We start from the raw sequence: 17,429 nt of genomic DNA, 5'->3' as shown, positions 1-17,429 counted from the left end.
TCTCGCTGTTGATGAACAAGAGATGCGAAACCGTCCAAACAACTTTATCGCTAGCGGTGGTTGGTTGAGCCGGCAGAATTTCCATAGGTGAATACACAGCGCAATATCATGGTTTTTGGTTGAGAGCAAGTAGAGAGTCTATTTCGATTGAAACGTTGACCGGTGACTCCTTGTAGTTGCGTTGGAATGGTGATTCAATCATGAATCCGGAGATACGAGATTGTGATTTTTGTGGGGCCGAAGGGGTTTACAACAGAATTCTCCAGGGCGAACCGATGATTGAATTCTACGATATGCCCCCAGGAGTGTCGATTCCGAGTACTGTTCTCTGCGAAGACTGTACTCAAGATGTGAGTGACTATTTGAGTGCACGAACTACACAACCGGATCAGGATGTGATAGGCGACAGCCCCTTTGGAGAAGCAGATGCTCAAGCACTACTGGGTCGGCTTGAAGCCAACAATCATCTCGTGATGGAACTCGGACGAACTTCTGAAAACGGGATACGTGCCGTAGATAATGAATGGAAAAAGGTAGTCCCCCAACTTCCTTCCCAACCAGTGGTTGTGACGCTCAGTCGGGAGGAGGTTCGAGACCTCATCTTGGAAGCCAAACGATTGACAGTCAAGCGATTCGATTCGGCTGCTTGGGATGGTCTCGAACACTGTTGATAACGAATGGCACCTAGGACCCCTGAAATTGGCAGCTAGACCGCTCTGAGATCGTCTCTACTGAACCACCTCTCCGTTGCTGAATACACTCTCTGTATCTTGCACGACTCGATCACCCAATTGCGAGACAGATACCGCTGTTTCACTGTCTTCAGTAAGAGCCAAACCCTATTATTTAGATATCTGTCACCTCCGCGATCGACTCGATGTGTTCGATGAGATCGGCAAGATCACTTGTGATCTCAGTGGGATACACTTGCTTGCCACGCTCATCATAGCGGATCGCGCCTATGTCAGCGAGTTTGGGTAAGGAAAACTGAATGAGGTTGATATACACTCGTTTGCGCTCTTTGCTGGTTACTGCTGAAATTTCCTTATTATTCTCAATCGCGGCGATCGCTTTGGCGAGTTTACCCACAGGGTATGAGGTATCCACGTCATCAAGAAAAACCAACGCGTGACGACGGCGTCTCGCTTGGATCGCTTCGATGGCCTGTTCTGTACTCAGAGGAATAGTATTATTATTCCTCCACCAGTTAGATAGTATTGCTGTCATTGTTGGCAGTGTGGTGCCGGCGTCTCAGCGCCGGGGCCTTTTCATTAGGCCACTTAAGAATGTCTCATAGATTATAAAATAGGTTTGGAAAGTTACTCACAATCTCGTGTTGTTGTCTTTTTATTTCTATCGTTGGGATCTCTGGGATCGCTTACTATATTGAGTCCCAGCAGATGAAATTTCACACCACGGACATACCGCCAGAACTCGAAGGCTAACTGAGCCATGTCTCGCATCTTTTACCAATGTATAATTTGTGCTCTGTTGAAATCCTCAGCAGGTGATATATTTTGACTCTCACGTGGTTAATACAGGAGAGTCACGAATCACTCAGTACAGAAACCCGATAAAACGGACACTCTGGTCAGGTAATGATGAACCGTGAGACTGACTCGACGTTGGTGTCAGAGAGAGTGTTCTTCGAAATCCTCCATCACGACAGCGTAGCCGCCGTCACCGAGTTCACGTACCGTGTAGGTGGTCGGATAATACCCGTCCTTCGGATAGACTTCAGGCTGGGCGATGTCCTGTTTCTCAACGCCGTTAAGTTGATTCTGGAAGTAGTCCAGCGTGATCATCGGTTCGACGTAGTTATTCTCATACTCGCCGTCGCCGTCCACGTCGGCGGCGCCCCAGATGAGGGTCTCCTGCCAGTCGCTGGGATCGTTCAGGTCGTCGAACTCGGGGGCGTCTTCGGGAGCGAGGTGCGCGCCCATCGCGGGAACGATGGTGCCGCCTTCGATTAGTTGATAGCCGTCCGGAATCTTCTCATCTGGGAGGTCTTCGATGATACCCGGGGCGATTTGGCCGACGAGAGTGGGCTCGTAGAAGTGATAGTGGAAGTCAAAGTGGGGTTTGTTGTAGACCCCAATGGGTGTGTGGCCATTTGGATTCCAGCCACAACCGGCGTATTTGATCGGCTCCGGCGTATTCTCCGGAAAGTCGAGATTAAACGGCTTCGACCAGACGCCATGTATCTTGCGCCCTTCCGCATCACCGTTCTCAAAGTCTTCCGCATACGGAAGGTCATCAAACGTGCCGTCGGAGAAGTGGATACCGACGTATTTCGGTTCGCCAGAGGGAGTTACCGAAGAGAACGTCGTAATTTCACCATTCCCGATCTCGATGGAATCACCCCACTCAGTGATACCCTCCGGCGGGAAACCACTACTACGACCCTTGCCTTGGTTCGATCCTTTACCGGGAGCTGCTGCGGTGGCTCCACTAAATGCGATACTACCGAGAGTGACGCTACTGATGCCCTTCAGAAAGGTGCGACGGTAATCGTCTTTCATTCACGAAAAGTATAAAGTTTGGATATATTAAAAGTATCTATATCTAACAAGATTAGGTGTGAAAAAGTCACATTAATAGTGTATCTACACTCTTCAGCGACCGACTGTTTCATCCTATTTTGTATCTGAAAAATAGGATTTCAACAAAGCAAAATTATCATATTCTAAGTATTTCAATAGAGCCCGATACTTGTATCTTCTGTACTGAGCGATTGTGGTGTGAAACTATCAATTTATGAGGATTTCAACAAAGCCATAATTTGTATATCCATACTATGGCAGAAGAACAGGGGCGTATGCTCGGGATCATCGGTATCGTTCTGTCAGTTCTGTTGTTGATCTATACCGCTCTCAGGTTCGCTGGAATCGTCTGAATACATCTTATGGGGAGATTTTGGTCTCTATGACCCCTGTACTGGCCGGTTCCTAATTCTGCTTCAACAACCAGCTGTTTCTTGTTCTGCAGTATGTGAAAAGTAGGATTATTCAGAGTTGGTGTAACAGATATCTCTGGTTTTAGGCTAGAGTCTTCTGTTCAATTGATCGGTAAAATGCGACGGAGTACGTCGCATAGAAGGCTCCAAGAATGGTGAGTACAACCACGTAGACGATTGCTGCTCCGGCCAACACGAGGATCGAGAGATCGGGAACAGGAAGCGGCAATTCGGTTGCTTGGGGTGACAGTAGCAACGAGGCGACGCCGCCGATACCACCGAAGACGAGACTGCCCACTAAGAGGAGCAGCGAATATCCAAGAGTACTCACTATATTTTGCCGAACGAGGCTGACACTCCGCTTGAACCCGTCAACGAGGGTGGTATCGCTCAAGACGATCGCGTGGGCGTAAAATTGGATGAAGAACGTGACGAGTAGATACACAAGCACAAATAGCCCCCCGACCACTGCGACGGCACCAAGAATTGCAAGTCCGGGTTGATTATCGCCTGCGTATAGTCCAATACCACCGAGTATCACCGCCAGAACGACAATAAATCCCAAGACAAGATTCACTGCGAAGAATGCGAGATACGCAAGGAGTAGACGGATGTAGTTCATCTTTCCTTCGGCAACAAGCGTTCCGGCGCTTGTTTGTCCATTGAGTGCTTCATCTGCCATCCCGAGTAAACCACCTTGAAAAAACGGCATAGCGACGAGCAGTATACCGGTTATCCCGAGAGACACGATACCGGCCACAATCGGCTGCGTCGGTTGCAGGGCAAGTTGTGGGAGCTGTACAAGGCCGAAGAGGCCAACAATGAGGATGAGGATTGGATTACGGATGAGGGCACGGATAGCGGGGTGGAGGGAGTGCAGGGCAGCCATACTAATGCGCTCATCGAGGACGCTCATAAGTATTGATACACTGACGAGATTCGAAGCCCGTGTGTTCCTTCCGGACAAAGCCATCAGGATGGGTCTGGTTCGAATTGTCGTTACCACACTTGACTCGCTCTCTGACGACGGTCCCTTGCCCGGACTCGAAAGCGTCGTTGTCATCGACAGGATCGGTCCGATCGGGAAGTTCGTCAGTCGTGACTGGTTGGGTCTGATACGCAATGAACGTCTCAATGTAGGTCTGAATTGCACGGAGCGTTTCGGTATCTTGTTTGGGCAGCCCCCGCGAGATATTTTGCCAGCGACTCCGGCAGAGATGGTTGCTGCATACCTTATGTAACACTCCGATCGCATGGCAGTTACGTCGTTACATAAGGGAATCAAAGACACCAGCGGATACGTTTTCGATCGATATCAGTCTAGTTCCTTGGCAGTGCTTCGTATGATTGTATGGAGAAAAACCCCGACAGCAAGGAGAATCCCTGCGATAATGGTGAAGAACCCGATGAAGAATACCCCACCAGATTCGACTGCGTACAACGTGTATAAGCTCGCTGTACCGAGTAGGAACGTTAGTCCTCCGAAGATCGCAAGGGAGACTAACACAATGCTAAATTGCTCTACAAACGCTTCAACCACGACAACGACGCCGAGTAGTGCCGGAACGACGAGTTCAGGATTGACTGGGATTGATCCGATGGTTGGCCACGTCGAATATGGTTGCGGAAGATAATTGAATGTCATTGCAGCAACGAAAAGAACTGCTCCGGCGAGCAGTAACTTGGAGGCTTGGAGGGTCGTTCGTGTCGAGATATTTGCGGGCACACGAACATGTTGATTTTCGACCAATATATAATTATAGAGGTTTATTAACATATTCAATTCTAATGGCTCTGGTGAGATCCTCAACCGATGATATGTTCTCAGCGTTCTGCTGAATACAGAACGCGAATGTGGTACGAACAGGTGTCGATCTGCGGAAGGGAGTGATCGATCAGTACAGGGGACTCACGTATCGCTCTACTTGTGGAATTACTCACCAGATGTCAAGAATATAGTGCGAAATATAAAAGATGTAGTCAGCACGATGGGTGTGTTTGGTTCACATTGGAATTGCTGAACCAGCCGTTCACTATGCCTACTGAGTACAGGACGCGTTTTTGACCGATTGTGTTAATGCATCGCATGCCATAGACTCAATATGGAGTGTATCCGGTGTGGTGAAAAAGGGGCAAAGCGAACGGAAATAAAATTTCCTTTAGGCGCTGTTGTAGTGACTTATATCTGTTCAAATTGCTCTGAGGAAGAAAACTCATCGTCAAAACGTAACTGAACACACCTCATCCTCCAATCCACAACCTCCAATGATCTAGAAACCCACTCTTGTTCAATCGAGATGGATGATCCGACCGATCCAAGTTAACCGAATCCGCAGTGCCGTGGTACAAAATACGTGCCATGGATATTGAAAAGGCCGATAAATACTACTCTATGTGTTTGGTCAGAGCTTCAAAACTCAATCATCTGCCTTCCAAATATAGTGGTACAGTGTAACCGACTGTTCAGTAAGAAGACGAAATAAACTATAACAACGTTATGCGCGTGACTACGTTATCACATCCCTGTAGACACGAACACAATCAGGAATTCTTTTTGAAAGCGCCCAATAGATAGCATCTAATGGTTGACCTTCCCGGGCCGTTATCCGAGATACAGCTTTCTCGGAGGAACCGTCTCGTTGTGTATTATCTTACCGGGTTGGTTGGCTTGGTCCTAGCTTATACGATTACGTACAACGTTGCCCTAGCACAGTTAGAGGGAGTCAATCAATCTTTTTTTGCGTCATTTGAATTCATCGTCCAGACGATGACCACGACGGGATACGGTCAAGATTCGGGTATCTGGAGCCATCCATTGATGTTCTTGTTCGTCGCTGGAACGCAGATCTCTGGCATTGCACTTGGGTTCTTTACGCTTCGACTCATCATCATCCCGTTATTTACACAGGCTGAGGTCAATCTCGATAACCGGCTCACGCCCAAAGACGACCACGTCATCATCTGTGAATATCGCCGTGATTCAGCAGTCCTCCTCGATGAACTGCGAGAGCTCGGTATCGACTATGTCTTAATTTCGTCGTCCGAAGAGAACGCTAAGGCACTTTCTGATGAGGGCTATTCTGTCATTCATGGTAACCCACAGGATGCGACGGCATTCGAACGAGCCAGCATTGAGACCGCCCGAGTAGTTATTACTGACGCCGGAGATGCTAACGTCAACACTATTCTGACCGTGCGGTCGATCAATCCAGATATCAACATCATCACGCTCACGGACGACAGCGATATGCGAGATGTCTTGTTGGAGACGGGAGCAGATAGCGTGTTGTCACCACACGGTGTGCTCGGCCACCGACTCGCCGAAAAGGCCGTTTCGTCATTCAAATCGGAGCTAACGGACACAATTGATATTGGGGGCGAGCTAGAGGTCACAGAGGTACCGCTCCAACAGGGCAACCGACTTATCGGGACACGAATCCGTAACTCGAAAATTCGGGAGGAAACGGGCGCAAATATTATCGGAGCGTGGATCGAGGGAGAGCTCCAACTCCCGCCAGATCCAGATGCAGTCATCCGCTCGAATACGGTACTGCTTCTTACGGGGGCGCACGATGCTTTAGAGGCGTTTAGCGACTTTACACAACCGGCACGCACCCTCCGCAAACACGAGCGGATCATCATCGCTGGACACGGTGAAGTTGGCCAGGCCGCACAGAATGTTGTGTCCGAAGAAGAGCTTGATGTCGTGACTATCGATATCGAAGACCGGAATGATGTAGATATTGTGGGGGATTCCGGATCGGAAGAAATCTTAGAAGAGGCAGGAATCGAAACAGCAGGGGCTATTATTGTCGGTCTGCCAGATGATTCTATATCACTACTGACAACCGTACTGGCGCGGTCGCTGAATCCCAATATCGAGATATTAGCTCGGGTGAGTGATACCGACGCCACCAGAAAGGCACTGAGTGCCGGAGCGGATTACGTGCTATCTGTTCCACGGGTAAGTGCGCGGATGGTCGCTAGAGAGCTCCGTGGCGAGGATGTCCTTGCACCAGCGAGTCAGATACGGCTGCTCCGCGTCCCCGCAACACCGCTGACAGGGTCAACACTTGCCGAGTCAGAGATCTACGAAAAAACGGGCTGTCGAGTCATTGCTATCGAAGATGACACTGGGCTCACCAGTACAGTCGATCCACAGCGAGAATTCACTGGAAGTGAACGGATCATTCTTGTTGGTACCGATGAAGCGGTCCAGCAGTTCAGAAAACAGTTCGACGTCGCACCGATCGAGTCTGGGAACTGAACACTCGGAGTTCAACGTAATGTCAGTTCAAATGGCCAGGCATCATTGAGATCACTGATTGGCCTACGGATCGACTCAGTAAATTCAAACCGATAACTTACCTACCGAGAAGCCGTTATTGACCGCTATTAATACATAGGGGAATAAACGTAGGACACAAGCCTCCATGTCAGATCCGGACCCGTTACGAGTTGAATACACGACTGTGGATGAATTGACCGACTTTCTGATGTACGCGGTTGAGAGCATTAGCCTCGGCTTCGACCGATGGGAGGGAGAGCACGTCCATGGTCCGGGATTGTATTTTGTTATTGTGACTGGAGTTCATTCTGGCTCATATGCTGATTCATTAGGCGAAAATAAGTGGCCAACCGAAATCTGTCAAATTGTATCAGAAGATCTTGATTCGTTTGTCGAAGCGGCACGTACAGTTGGGCTCACACGCGATGGGGCAGTTGTCGTCAGTACGGATGGCACCATTCAAAGACAGATGGTCCGAGTCAAAAGTCAAAGTGATGTTCAGGAAAACACGGCGCTTGATTATGCCGACTGGATGGGAACAAGGCATCTGAGCGCCATCGAGGTCTCAGCTCGTTCAGAGGTGGTTGCAGCTATCACACTCAGTGAAGAAGACGGGCGGGTGTCTCTTTTCAAAGGTGGCAGTTACGAGGATTACACACGAGACGAATTAGGTGGTGTGTGGCGTCCATCTGATTGAAATAGTGGACTAATGATCAACTCTTAGCGAACGAATCAGGAAATAAGACAGAATTTCCGGTACATGGACTTTTTGGATCGAAATCGAATGCTGCATCAGCATCGGTCCGGCCAATACTCATAATCAAGACGTAGCCGACGGCAAAGGAATAGATTGTCTGAGCGACTGTCTCAGTCAGTGTGGTTCCGGCACCAGATAGTGCCAGCATAACGATACTGAGGGAAAATTCGTAGGATCGTAACCGTTCCGAGGTGCGACATCCTCTGTTATGTATCCCGAACGACAAGTACCGGTTGGTCTACCCTATCCACGACATGACCGGTTATTCGACCAAAGATCCGTTCACGAAGTGACGGTTTAGAATCGCCGACGATCAATACATCGTACTCTTGAGCTTTCGTGACGATTGCGTCTCCCGGTGAGTCCCCGTGATCAACCTGCCACTCAACGCGGTCGGGATCAATGCCGTTTTCAGCCAGCCGATCACGGGCGCCTCTGAGGAGTAACTCACCGCGAGATGCCTCTCCGTCTGACTCGGCGACGTTGTACAGTGTAGCCGTAACATCGCTCTGTCGCAGTAGATCGATAATAAACGAGATGATTTTGTCGAGGTTTTCGTCGCCCCGCATGGGCACGAGCACACGAGTAAGTTCCTCAGCATAATCACCGGGTGTGAGAACCGCATCGATATCGTACTCGGCTGCGACGTGGTCAATCGTCTCGTCTTTGTCATGCGTGAAAACGACGACGGACTCAACCTCGGCGCCTCGGTCGGCGAACTGAGTGACTGCATCCTCGATTGCTGCGGTCGCTTCGTCTTCGTGATTCGACTGGACCTGTTCCGGCGCTGCCTGACTCGGGACCGGATAGTAGCCGAGCACGACGATGTGCAGGGGTGCGAGCGTCTTGACCAGCGCCACCGGCAGACTCTCGGCTTCGGCGGCGTTTAGCGGGATCAACACCGTCGAATCCCCGTCGCATTTGTGTGGGTCACCGTCAGCCATATCTTACCACTGATTCCCGCTCCGCTTAAATAGAAGGGACGTACCGACTTCTCGTTGTGCGCATCCCGAAATATATATGCCGTCAAGCCTTCACTCTTCGTGAGATCAAACAGTGAACAATACCTGTATAGCTCCGCATGACCGGAGCACCTCCCTGCTGGAGAAATAACGTGAGTGAGAGCCAACTCGATCGGACGCTCGGCTTCACCGAGGCGATGACACTGGGCGGGGGGACGATGATCGGCGCAGGGATATTTATCCTGCCGGCAATTGCAGCCGAAAGCGCCGGTCCGGCAAGTTCGATTTCTTTCGGTATTGCGGGCTTCGTCGCGTTGCTCGCCGCGCTTTCGTTGGCGGAACTGGCGACGGGTATGCCAATTTCAGGAGGTAGTTACCACTACGTCAACCGCGGGCTCGGGAGCTTCTTCGGCAGCATCGTCGGGTGGGGGATGTGGACCGGCCTGATGTTCGCAAGCGCCTTTTACATGGTCGGGTTCGGGCAGTATATCGTCGAATCAGTCCCGTTTCTGGATGGGCGGGCGCTTATTGTTTTGATCGGACTCCTCGGTCTCGGTCTCATCGTCGGAGTGAATTACTACGGTACCGAGGAGTCCAGCGGCGCGCAGAATATCATGATCGGCACCGAGTTCGTCATCGTGCTGATCTACACCGGGGTCGGACTCTTTTTCATCGAGACGGCGAACTTGATTGACTTCGCGCCGACCGGCCCCTCGGGGATCGTCGCCACGACAGGGATCGTTTTCGTGACGTTTCTCGGGTTCGAGATTATCGCAACCGTGGCCGGAGAGATCAAAGAGCCGGGCAAGCTCATCCCGCTGACGATGGTGCTCTCGGTCGTCGGGGTGACGATCCTCTACATGATTATCATGATCGTCTCGACCGGTATCATCCCGTATCAGGAGCTCGGTGGGTCGCTGGTCCCCGTCGCCGACGTCGCAGTTGTGTTCGCTGGGTCGATCGGCGTGGTCGCTATCGTCTTCGCAGCGGTCATCGCGGCGATTTCGAGTTCGAACTCCTCCATCCTGGCAGCCTCACGAGTGTTGTTTGCGATGGGCCGGGACAACCTGATGAGCGACTGGCTGAACGAGACCCATGACCGGTTCCACACGCCCCATCGAGCGGTCGTTGCGACCGGGGCAGTGACGGCGGGGTTGATCGGCATTGGGTTGGAGGTTGAGGCTATCGTCGCGCTGCTGGCCGAAGTGGCGAGTTTCAGCTTCCTCGTGACCTACGCGCTCGTCCACGTCGCGCTGATCACGTTCCGACGGGCCGACCCGCCGGAGTACGACCCTGACTTCGAGATACCTGAGATCTTGTACCCGATCGTGCCGGTTCTCGGCGTACTCGCGTCGGCGTTCGTCATCACACAGATGGCACAGATCGTCCAGTTCGTCGGTGTGGGTATTATCGGGCTCGGGGGAGTCTGGTACCTCGTTTACGCCAGAACCAACGCGGTTGAGGAGGGGTTGCTCCGTGACGCGCTTCCCGGGCGGGACCCGACGTACACCGTGCTCGTTCCCATCGTGAATCCGAAGACACAGCAGGGGCTGCTGGAACTTGCCGCGGCTAACGCCTCCGCAAACGCGGGGAACGGATCGGCAGAGATCATCGCGCTCAACGTCCTCCAGGTGGCTGACGACACGCAACAGAACGTCGAGGTTGACCGTCTCGACCATCAGCGTGAATTACTGGAAGCGTCCCGCAGCATCGCGGAAAAAATAGATGTTTCCCTCCAGACTCGTGCCGTCCTCGGCCAGGATGTCAGCAAAACTATCCTTGAGGTGCTCGAATCGGAGGAGGCCGACCACGCTCTACTCGGCTGGCGCGGGTCGTTCGGCCAAGGCGAGTACGCATTTGGACCAAATCTGGACGCTCTTCTCACTGATGCACCAGTGGACGTGACGCTGGCTAAATTCCGAGAACAGCCCATTAACGATGTAGTGGCACTCATCGGCGATGGCCCGAACGCTTCGACCGCGGTACGTCGAGCAGCGGAGTTTGCGACCCTTAGCGGGGAGAACACACGACCGACGCTGATCAACGTTCAGTTGGTCAACGGAGAGAAAAGCAGGGGATCGACAGACCCAAGCAACACCTCTGTAGAGCGAGGCGAAGAGGTTATTGAGGGAGTTGCCCGACAGGCCGGTCTTAACCCTACAGAGTACGACACATCAGTGCTGGTCGGCGAGACAGTCGAATCAGCGGTTACTAGCGCGACTAACCAGCGCGATCTGATCTGTCTCGGACTGTCCGATCGGTCCGACCTACTGCGAGATCGGTCCGGGTCGATCGCGGAACAGATCCACGATCAAACGCTGTGCAACGTTGCGATTGCCAAAAGCGGCCGAAGAAACTCAGAGGACAATCATAATCCCGGCGAGTGAACCGATACGGAGTCAAGTCCCGAGACATTCGGCCTACTCCGCCTAGAGTCCTCAGATTAGCTGAACTAACACCCTACTTTCCAAACAATGGAGGCACCCAGACCAGCGGTACTCATAGTGTAACCAAATCAAATATTCTCTTCTACACATAGGGGTAATCAGTGAGAATTCATCAAGTGTTAACAAGGGACTCGACAGAGATTGACCGGTGTACATCCGGATTTGATCGCAACGAGTGGATACGCACACTCTTAACAGACTGGGAAAGCACCGACCAGTATGAGCAGTGAGTCTACAAACGAGAATATTCTTGCACATGTGCTTCTGCCCGTCGCTAACGAGGATGATGCGTTAGCAACGGCGAGGGCCCTCGAACCCTACGCCCCAGCCCAGGTGACAACCCTCCACGTCGTGGAGAAAGGTGAGGGAGTGCCTGATAAGACGCCAGTCGAGCAATCCGAAAAAATGGCTGAGGAATCATACGCTGCCATCCGTTCGGTGTTCCCCGATGCCGACGATCAGACCGCCTACGGCCGAGACATAGCAGGGAAAATCTTTGAGGCAGCTGACGAGGTCAATGCAAGTGCCATCGTCTATCGATCACGCGGCGGGAACCGTCTCATGCAGTTTCTCTCCGGTGATATCTCAGTGAAGCTGGTGACCAAGGCTGACCGTCCCGTTATTGCGCTCCCCCATGAGGAGGAAACATGAGCGAGGAAGACCTTGCCAAAGACCTCGGGCCACTGGCAGCTCTGACCATCGGTGTCGGAACCATGATCGGTGCCGGTATCTTCGTTCTGCCGGGTGAAGCAATCCTCAAAGCCGGCTCGATGGCATCGGTCGCATTTGTCCTCGGCGGCGTCATCGCCATGTTCACTGCGCTGTCGGCCAGCGAACTCGGAACAGCAATGCCTCGGTCGGGTGGGGCCTACTATTATGTTAATCACGCTCTCGGTCCCCTGTTCGGCTCAGTTGCAGGGTGGGCCAACTGGCTTGGATTAGCTTTTGCCAGTGCGTTCTATATGGTTGGATTCGGTCGCTATATTGCCCGTATATTTGGATTGAGTGGGAGTGTGGGTATCGCCCCGGTGTCGATAACCATCGTGAAACTCATTGCACTCGTCGGGGGAGCTTTCTTCGTCCTTATTAATTACGTAGGCGCAAAAGAGACTGGCCGGCTCCAGAACATCATCGTCGTTCTGCTGGTCGCTATTCTTGCCGTGTTTACCTTCCTCGGAACGCTTCGTGCTGAGCCGGCGAACCTCCCTGAGGCCCGCGGTGTGATTACGACGCTGGAGACTACCGGGCTTATTTTCGTCTCCTATCTTGGCTTCGTCCAGATTACGAGTGTGGCCGAGGAAATCAAAGACCCTGGCAAGAATCTCCCGCGAGCTGTCATTGGTAGCGTCGTTATCGTGACCCTCATTTATGCACTTGTGTTAGTGATCATGAGTGCGGCCGTCCCCCAAGGCTTCATCGCAGATATTATCACTTCTGATGCTGAAAATCCTATCGCCGTCGTCGAAGTCGGACAGTATATTCAGGGGGCAGCAATGGGTGGTGCCCTCTTATTCGGCGGCTTACTTGCTACCGCCTCCAGTGCAAACGCCTCTATCCTCGCGTCCTCACGTATCAATTTCGCTATGGGTCGTGATAAAATTATCACCCCCGCACTAAACAAGGTACACTCTCGCTTTGGGACGCCTTACAGAGCTATTGCCATCACCGGTGGGCTCATTCTTTTCTTTATTATCATTGGAGATCTGACGTTGCTATCGGGTGCTGCATCTGGTCTGCACCTCATCATTTACGGGTTACTCAACGTTGCACTGATCGTGATGCGATACGTGAATCCTGCTGAGTACACACCTGAATTTATAGTGCCGCTGTACCCCATAATCCCAATTCTTGGTGTTGTCCTCTCTTTTGCCCTATTGGTGTTCGTCGCCGGGGACGCCCTATTACTCTCCTTTGGCATAGCCGCAGCAGCAGTCGTGTGGTACGGGTTATACGCCCGCTCTCGAACTGAGAAACAGGGGATTCTGTCGAAACATATCATCTCACGCTCTGAAGAGATGCCCGACCCGGCCGTTAGTGCTGCTACTGGTGTTCAGCCTGACGGCGGACAGTTCCGAGTGATGGTGCCGCTAGCTAATCCTGCACACGAACAGGAACTCATCACACTTGCCAGTGCAATCGCCAAACAGCACGGCGGAACCGTGGTTGCAACTCACATTATCACGGTGCCCGACCAAACGGCACTCTCAGCTGTCTCCAACCAGTCAGAGGGTATGGACAAGAGCTCAAAACACCTACTCGACAACGCCCGTGAGGACGCTGAAACGTTCGGTGTTAATGTCGAGACACATACAATCCTTTCGCACAAATCTTACGAAGCCATCTTCGATGCAGCCCGTACACATACTGCCGATCTCGTCGTGATGGGATGGGGCCCAGACTCGCTCAGTTCAACAGGACGGGCCGAATCGGTCATGGACGAACTCACCGAAGCTGTTCCTTGTGACTTCCTAGTCCTCCGTGAACGTGGATTTGATCCCTCACGCATCCTGCTCCCAACCGCTGGTGGCCCGGATTCTGAACTGGCAGCCAATATTGCAAAACTGCTCCAGTCAGAATACGACTCGGAAGTAACATTGCTCAACGTCGATGACGACCGCCAGGCAGGCGAGCAGTTCCTTCAAGATTGGGCGACCGACCAAGGGTTAGAGGATGCCAAACTCCTCGTGAAGTCCGGCGATGTCGAGACAGCGATCCAGAACGCTGCCGACAACGCCACACTTCTGCTCATTGGTGCGACCGAGGAAGGGCTACTTCGTCGGCTTGTTTCAAAATCTCTCGTGCTAGATGTCGTCGATGACGTGGAGTGTTCGGTTCTGTTGGCGGAGAAATACCGTAACCGTGGACTAATCGACCGGCTGTTCTGAGATCAGACATTAGATATTCATAATGGCGACGCCGATTCATTGTGGATTGTAATAGGATTTGGAACTCACGGTCATTTGGCTCTGTTGAAATCCTCAATAGGTGATATATTTTGGCTTGGTGTGGTCAGTACAGAGGAAGATAGATTTCTAATTATTTTACATGTGCCTCTGATCCAATATTCAAAAAAGGCCTCTCGTAACGTATTACGAGAAACGGTCTACCGGAAGTTTGGAAAGGTCCCAGTACATTTCGTCGTTCGATCTGGATACGTTCTTGAAGAAGCAATTATTGATGAAGCTGCTCGACAGCAGGTTGATCGAATCGTAATCGGCTCGAAGAGTCGTACATTACGAGGAAAGATCGCTTTGCTACTGGGTCTATGGACGGAATTAAAGACTGTCCTCGAACAAGAACTCGATATAGAAATTGAAACCATCGGGTAAACACTCACCACGACGATCGTACTGAGAATTATTCATGGAGGGTTCTGATCGTGAGTAGCGGTTTCCTCGTTTTCTCAGCGAGTTTTGCTTGGACAGACCCGAAGACTCGTTCTCGTAGTCGTGGCTTCGATTCGCTTAAAACCACGAAATCATAGTCTGGCACTTGTGATAGAATAGCTTCAAGCCGCTCACGGTCCGTTGATTGTTCCCACGTGATCCGATCATCGTCAATCCCGAGTTCTGCGAGTTGAGTTTTCATCCCTCGAAGCATATACTCTGTTGCGTCGTACAAGTGTTCGTCCTGATTCGTAACGGCGTGAAAGAGAAAAAGTTCTACTTCGGTTTCAGCGAACAGCGACCCGAGAGTGGTGACGATTAGACCAAGATCAGCATCTGGTGTCACGAGGACAATTCCATGAGTCGTTCCCGAGGGTGGCGATTCTGTTCCCGGAATCAGCACTGATTGGCAATTATATTTGTTTGTGACTTGATCGATGAGCTGGCTTCGGTCGTTGGTAAATACCAACTCTGTCTGTACGTCAGTTCCTTGTTCTGTGAATCGATCCACAACCGTTTGTAATCGCTGTTGAGCTTCCGTTTCGAAGTAATCGCGGGCTTGGTCGGCTCCCGTTTGGTCCGGAATCGGCCAGTAGCCGAGAAGAACAGCATTCGCCAGCGGTAACGTCTCGATGAGTGTCCCACCAAGAGAAATCGGCTCAGACACATCAATGGGAATGAGCACCCGGCTAAGAGCGGTTGTCATGGGATAGGTTTGGGACCCTGATTACAAATATCAAGGGGCAGAAACCTCGACAGATTCGTGTTAAAAGATATGCGATGCTCTCTTGCACGGAGCTTAGAACATCTATTAGGATTGATGCGATCAGTACGCAGGCTCGTTCTATCGGCTAATTCGGAATTAAATTAGAAAAATAACGCAGTCCCTGTGCTGACTACACCCTCTGTATTCAGCAACCTGCACCTATCAACCTCTGAGCATTTCAACAGTGCCAATCTACCCGATTTCAGTCACTAGAGGGAATCTAGCGACGGGCAGGTTATGCGCTATGGAGCACCGGTTTCCTTCTTTGGGAGATTGTGCCGCTCTGAGACGTAATAGAGAATCACAATGAATCCTGCAGCAGGTACTATTACCCCCAACCAGTACTTCTCCGGGGTCTTCAGATTAAGCCGCTTTGCGTCAAAATACATTAAAATCCCGATCGGAATCTGAATAGCGATCGCCCCAACAAGGACTACATAAGCCGGCTCAATCATTGGTATTCATTTGTGACTGGATCTGATAAAAGTCATCGTGCGAGAGTGTATCTACGTAATTCACCCTTGTTTTATTTCTTGAAAACCCCCGCGAATCGTTCTACGGCGGCGAAATCACCACTGCCAGAGTGTCACGCAAGAATTATAATTGGCTGCTAGCAAGCATCCATATGACCCTCCCTCAGTCTCTCGTGTCCATGATTGCCCTGCTGGCGCTTGGTCCCGCTACTGTTGGTGCGCAGACCGCCACCGAAACGCCGATCGCCAATTCGGGACTTGCTGAAATCGCACTCCTCGGACTGCTCATTTACGTGGTCTACGTCATTTTTTCTATTGCTATTGGCGCCCTCGTTTTGCTCGTCTCGGAGTTCGTCTTTTCTGGGTCGTACGTCCGAGCGATCGAGAAGCAGGCGTATGCCCAGCCCGTTCGGTCTGGGGCACTCGGGCTCGGCGTGTTCGTCGGTGGAGTCGTCGGATTCATCCTGCTCCTGTTCGTTCTGCTCTTTCTCATGGAGTTTGGCGTCGCAGAATTCCTGTGGATCGTCGGTGTGATTCCCTTCTTCGGCGGAGCTCTGTTTATGTACGTTGCGTCTACTCTCGGAACGATTGTACTCGGGTCGTATGTGCTTCGGCGAGTCGGTGAGGGTGAGGCGAATCTCTGGCTTGCGCTCGTGGTGGGTGCGTTCGTCGTCAATATCCCTGGACTCAATTTCGTCCTTGGGTTTCTCGTGCTCTTTCTCGGCATGGGAGCGATGGTTGGACAGTGGTGGGGAAATCGACAGGATACAAACTCGGGGCCGAACCAACAGCAGCCAGTCGATGGGTGACTCTCGCAGGCTCTCCTGGCACGCCCAGAACGCAATCAACCAACCGATCCAAGGCTGGTGTTTGAGCCCTCCACCGAACACGATCGTGCTGTGCGGCCAGCACTGCTGAATTATTCACTCCCGCTGAACAGCTGGTTGAATTACGCTGTCGAGACACTAAGGGCTCGCCAGGACCAATGTGTGGTTTGTTCTGTGTGCGCTTAACCATCAGAATATTTAGCAAAAAAGAAAAGAATAATAACCATGCGGTATATTACCACGGTGGGGATTGGGCCCCAGTTCCCCCATATCGGTCATCTCGGAGGGAGGCGCATAGTGGCTTGGGAAGTCAAAACCGCCGTGTGTTACCGGCGGTTTTTTTGGCCTATTGAGGATGGGGCACAACGGCGAGAAGGCAATATGTTGAGCCTAGGGATCAGACGGTTCAGTAGGGAGGCACAGAATGAACACACCGGGTCTGTTGAATTCTTTTAATTCTGATAAAAGCGTGTGCTGACTCGATGGAAATTCTGCTATCCCATCGGAGCGTGAATCAACTATGGGACGCAAGAGACCGAGCTGTATTCCGTGCATCAAAGCACGTGG

At 51.6% G+C, this 17,429-nt stretch carries 14 protein-coding genes; 7 read left to right on the top strand and 7 right to left on the bottom strand.

Annotated features, from left to right (window positions below):
- The first annotated feature begins 200 nt into the window (after window positions 1–200).
- Window positions 201–671, top strand: coding sequence for a hypothetical protein (locus E5K03_RS01540; RefSeq protein WP_138004620.1), 471 nt, complete (start codon window positions 201–203; stop codon window positions 669–671).
- Window positions 672–846: 175 nt separating this feature from the next.
- Here the strand turns inward: E5K03_RS01540 and E5K03_RS01535 are convergent, their stop codons facing one another.
- From E5K03_RS01535 to E5K03_RS01520, 4 genes are all read right to left on the bottom strand, one after another.
- The gene (locus E5K03_RS01535) at window positions 847–1,227 is read right to left on the bottom strand and encodes a DUF7344 domain-containing protein (RefSeq protein ID WP_138004619.1); all 381 of its coding nucleotides are present in this window, start codon (window positions 1,225–1,227) and stop codon (window positions 847–849) included.
- A 404-nt stretch (window positions 1,228–1,631) separates the two neighbouring features.
- Entirely contained in the window at window positions 1,632–2,522 is an 891-nt protein-coding gene (locus E5K03_RS01530) for a hypothetical protein (RefSeq protein WP_138004618.1), read from the bottom strand.
- Window positions 2,523–3,038: 516 nt separating this feature from the next.
- On the bottom strand, window positions 3,039–3,845 hold the full coding sequence (locus E5K03_RS01525) for a DUF7847 domain-containing protein (RefSeq protein WP_138004617.1): 807 nt from the start codon (window positions 3,843–3,845) through the stop codon (window positions 3,039–3,041).
- Between the two features lie 426 nt (window positions 3,846–4,271).
- Window positions 4,272–4,682: a hypothetical protein gene (locus E5K03_RS01520; protein ID WP_138004616.1), complete on the bottom strand. Its 411-nt coding sequence runs from the start codon at window positions 4,680–4,682 to the stop codon at window positions 4,272–4,274.
- Window positions 4,683–5,537: 855 nt separating this feature from the next.
- Between E5K03_RS01520 and E5K03_RS01515 the strand changes: the two genes are divergently transcribed.
- Together E5K03_RS01515 and E5K03_RS01510 are read left to right on the top strand one after the other, a co-directional pair.
- Window positions 5,538–7,223, top strand: coding sequence for a potassium channel family protein (locus E5K03_RS01515; RefSeq protein ID WP_138004615.1), 1,686 nt, complete (start codon window positions 5,538–5,540; stop codon window positions 7,221–7,223).
- Between the two features lie 166 nt (window positions 7,224–7,389).
- On the top strand, window positions 7,390–7,941 hold the full coding sequence (locus E5K03_RS01510) for a DNA integrity scanning protein DisA nucleotide-binding domain protein (RefSeq protein WP_138004614.1): 552 nt from the start codon (window positions 7,390–7,392) through the stop codon (window positions 7,939–7,941).
- Window positions 7,942–8,207: 266 nt separating this feature from the next.
- Here E5K03_RS01510 and E5K03_RS01505 read toward each other — a convergent pair whose 3' ends face one another.
- Window positions 8,208–8,945: a universal stress protein gene (locus E5K03_RS01505; RefSeq protein WP_138004613.1), complete on the bottom strand. Its 738-nt coding sequence runs from the start codon at window positions 8,943–8,945 to the stop codon at window positions 8,208–8,210.
- Between the two features lie 137 nt (window positions 8,946–9,082).
- Here E5K03_RS01505 and E5K03_RS01500 point away from each other — a divergent pair, with 137 nt between their 5' ends.
- The 3 genes from E5K03_RS01500 (at window position 9,083) to E5K03_RS01490 (ending at window position 14,295) form a co-directional block, all read left to right on the top strand.
- On the top strand, window positions 9,083–11,350 hold the full coding sequence (locus tag E5K03_RS01500) for an amino acid permease (protein WP_138004612.1): 2,268 nt from the start codon (window positions 9,083–9,085) through the stop codon (window positions 11,348–11,350).
- Between the two features lie 279 nt (window positions 11,351–11,629).
- A complete protein-coding gene (locus tag E5K03_RS01495) occupies window positions 11,630–12,061 on the top strand; it encodes a universal stress protein (RefSeq protein ID WP_138004611.1) in 432 nt (143 codons plus the stop codon).
- A complete protein-coding gene (locus tag E5K03_RS01490) occupies window positions 12,058–14,295 on the top strand; it encodes an amino acid permease (RefSeq protein ID WP_138004610.1) in 2,238 nt (745 codons plus the stop codon). Before E5K03_RS01495 ends, E5K03_RS01490 begins: the two co-directional genes overlap by 4 nt.
- A gap of 472 nt (window positions 14,296–14,767) precedes the next feature.
- Here E5K03_RS01490 and E5K03_RS01485 read toward each other — a convergent pair whose 3' ends face one another.
- Both E5K03_RS01485 and E5K03_RS01480 read right to left on the bottom strand, forming a co-directional pair.
- Window positions 14,768–15,502 carry a universal stress protein gene (locus tag E5K03_RS01485; protein WP_138004609.1) on the bottom strand — a complete coding sequence of 245 codons (735 nt, stop codon included), beginning with the start codon at window positions 15,500–15,502 and terminating at the stop codon, window positions 14,768–14,770.
- A 302-nt stretch (window positions 15,503–15,804) separates the two neighbouring features.
- Window positions 15,805–16,017: a hypothetical protein gene (locus tag E5K03_RS01480; RefSeq protein WP_138004608.1), complete on the bottom strand. Its 213-nt coding sequence runs from the start codon at window positions 16,015–16,017 to the stop codon at window positions 15,805–15,807.
- Window positions 16,018–16,187: 170 nt separating this feature from the next.
- Between E5K03_RS01480 and E5K03_RS01475 the strand changes: the two genes are divergently transcribed.
- Window positions 16,188–16,844, top strand: coding sequence for a hypothetical protein (locus E5K03_RS01475; RefSeq protein WP_138004607.1), 657 nt, complete (start codon window positions 16,188–16,190; stop codon window positions 16,842–16,844).
- The last annotated feature ends 585 nt before the right edge of the window (window positions 16,845–17,429 follow it).

The organism is Halalkalirubrum salinum (assembly GCF_005543295.1).
GTDB lineage: Archaea > Halobacteriota > Halobacteria > Halobacteriales > Haloferacaceae > Halalkalirubrum > Halalkalirubrum salinum.
This window is presented reverse-complemented; position numbering and strand designations above follow the sequence as displayed.

Bases quoted from the DNA above. Each gene is read 5' to 3' on its own strand.
- E5K03_RS01475 (WP_138004607.1), top strand. From the start codon at position 16,188: ATGACCCTCCCTCAGTCTCTCGTGTCCATGATTGCCCTGCTGGCGCTT.
- E5K03_RS01530 (WP_138004618.1), bottom strand. From the start codon at position 2,522: ATGAAAGACGATTACCGTCGCACCTTTCTGAAGGGCATCAGTAGCGTC.
- E5K03_RS01480 (WP_138004608.1), bottom strand. From the start codon at position 16,017: ATGATTGAGCCGGCTTATGTAGTCCTTGTTGGGGCGATCGCTATTCAG.
- E5K03_RS01485 (WP_138004609.1), bottom strand. From the start codon at position 15,502: ATGACAACCGCTCTTAGCCGGGTGCTCATTCCCATTGATGTGTCTGAG.
- E5K03_RS01535 (WP_138004619.1), bottom strand. From the start codon at position 1,227: ATGACAGCAATACTATCTAACTGGTGGAGGAATAATAATACTATTCCT.
- E5K03_RS01490 (WP_138004610.1), top strand. From the start codon at position 12,058: ATGAGCGAGGAAGACCTTGCCAAAGACCTCGGGCCACTGGCAGCTCTG.
- E5K03_RS01525 (WP_138004617.1), bottom strand. From the start codon at position 3,845: ATGGCTGCCCTGCACTCCCTCCACCCCGCTATCCGTGCCCTCATCCGT.
- E5K03_RS01540 (WP_138004620.1), top strand. From the start codon at position 201: ATGAATCCGGAGATACGAGATTGTGATTTTTGTGGGGCCGAAGGGGTT.
- E5K03_RS01505 (WP_138004613.1), bottom strand. From the start codon at position 8,945: ATGGCTGACGGTGACCCACACAAATGCGACGGGGATTCGACGGTGTTG.
- E5K03_RS01500 (WP_138004612.1), top strand. From the start codon at position 9,083: ATGACCGGAGCACCTCCCTGCTGGAGAAATAACGTGAGTGAGAGCCAA.
- E5K03_RS01495 (WP_138004611.1), top strand. From the start codon at position 11,630: ATGAGCAGTGAGTCTACAAACGAGAATATTCTTGCACATGTGCTTCTG.
- E5K03_RS01515 (WP_138004615.1), top strand. From the start codon at position 5,538: ATGGTTGACCTTCCCGGGCCGTTATCCGAGATACAGCTTTCTCGGAGG.
- E5K03_RS01510 (WP_138004614.1), top strand. From the start codon at position 7,390: ATGTCAGATCCGGACCCGTTACGAGTTGAATACACGACTGTGGATGAA.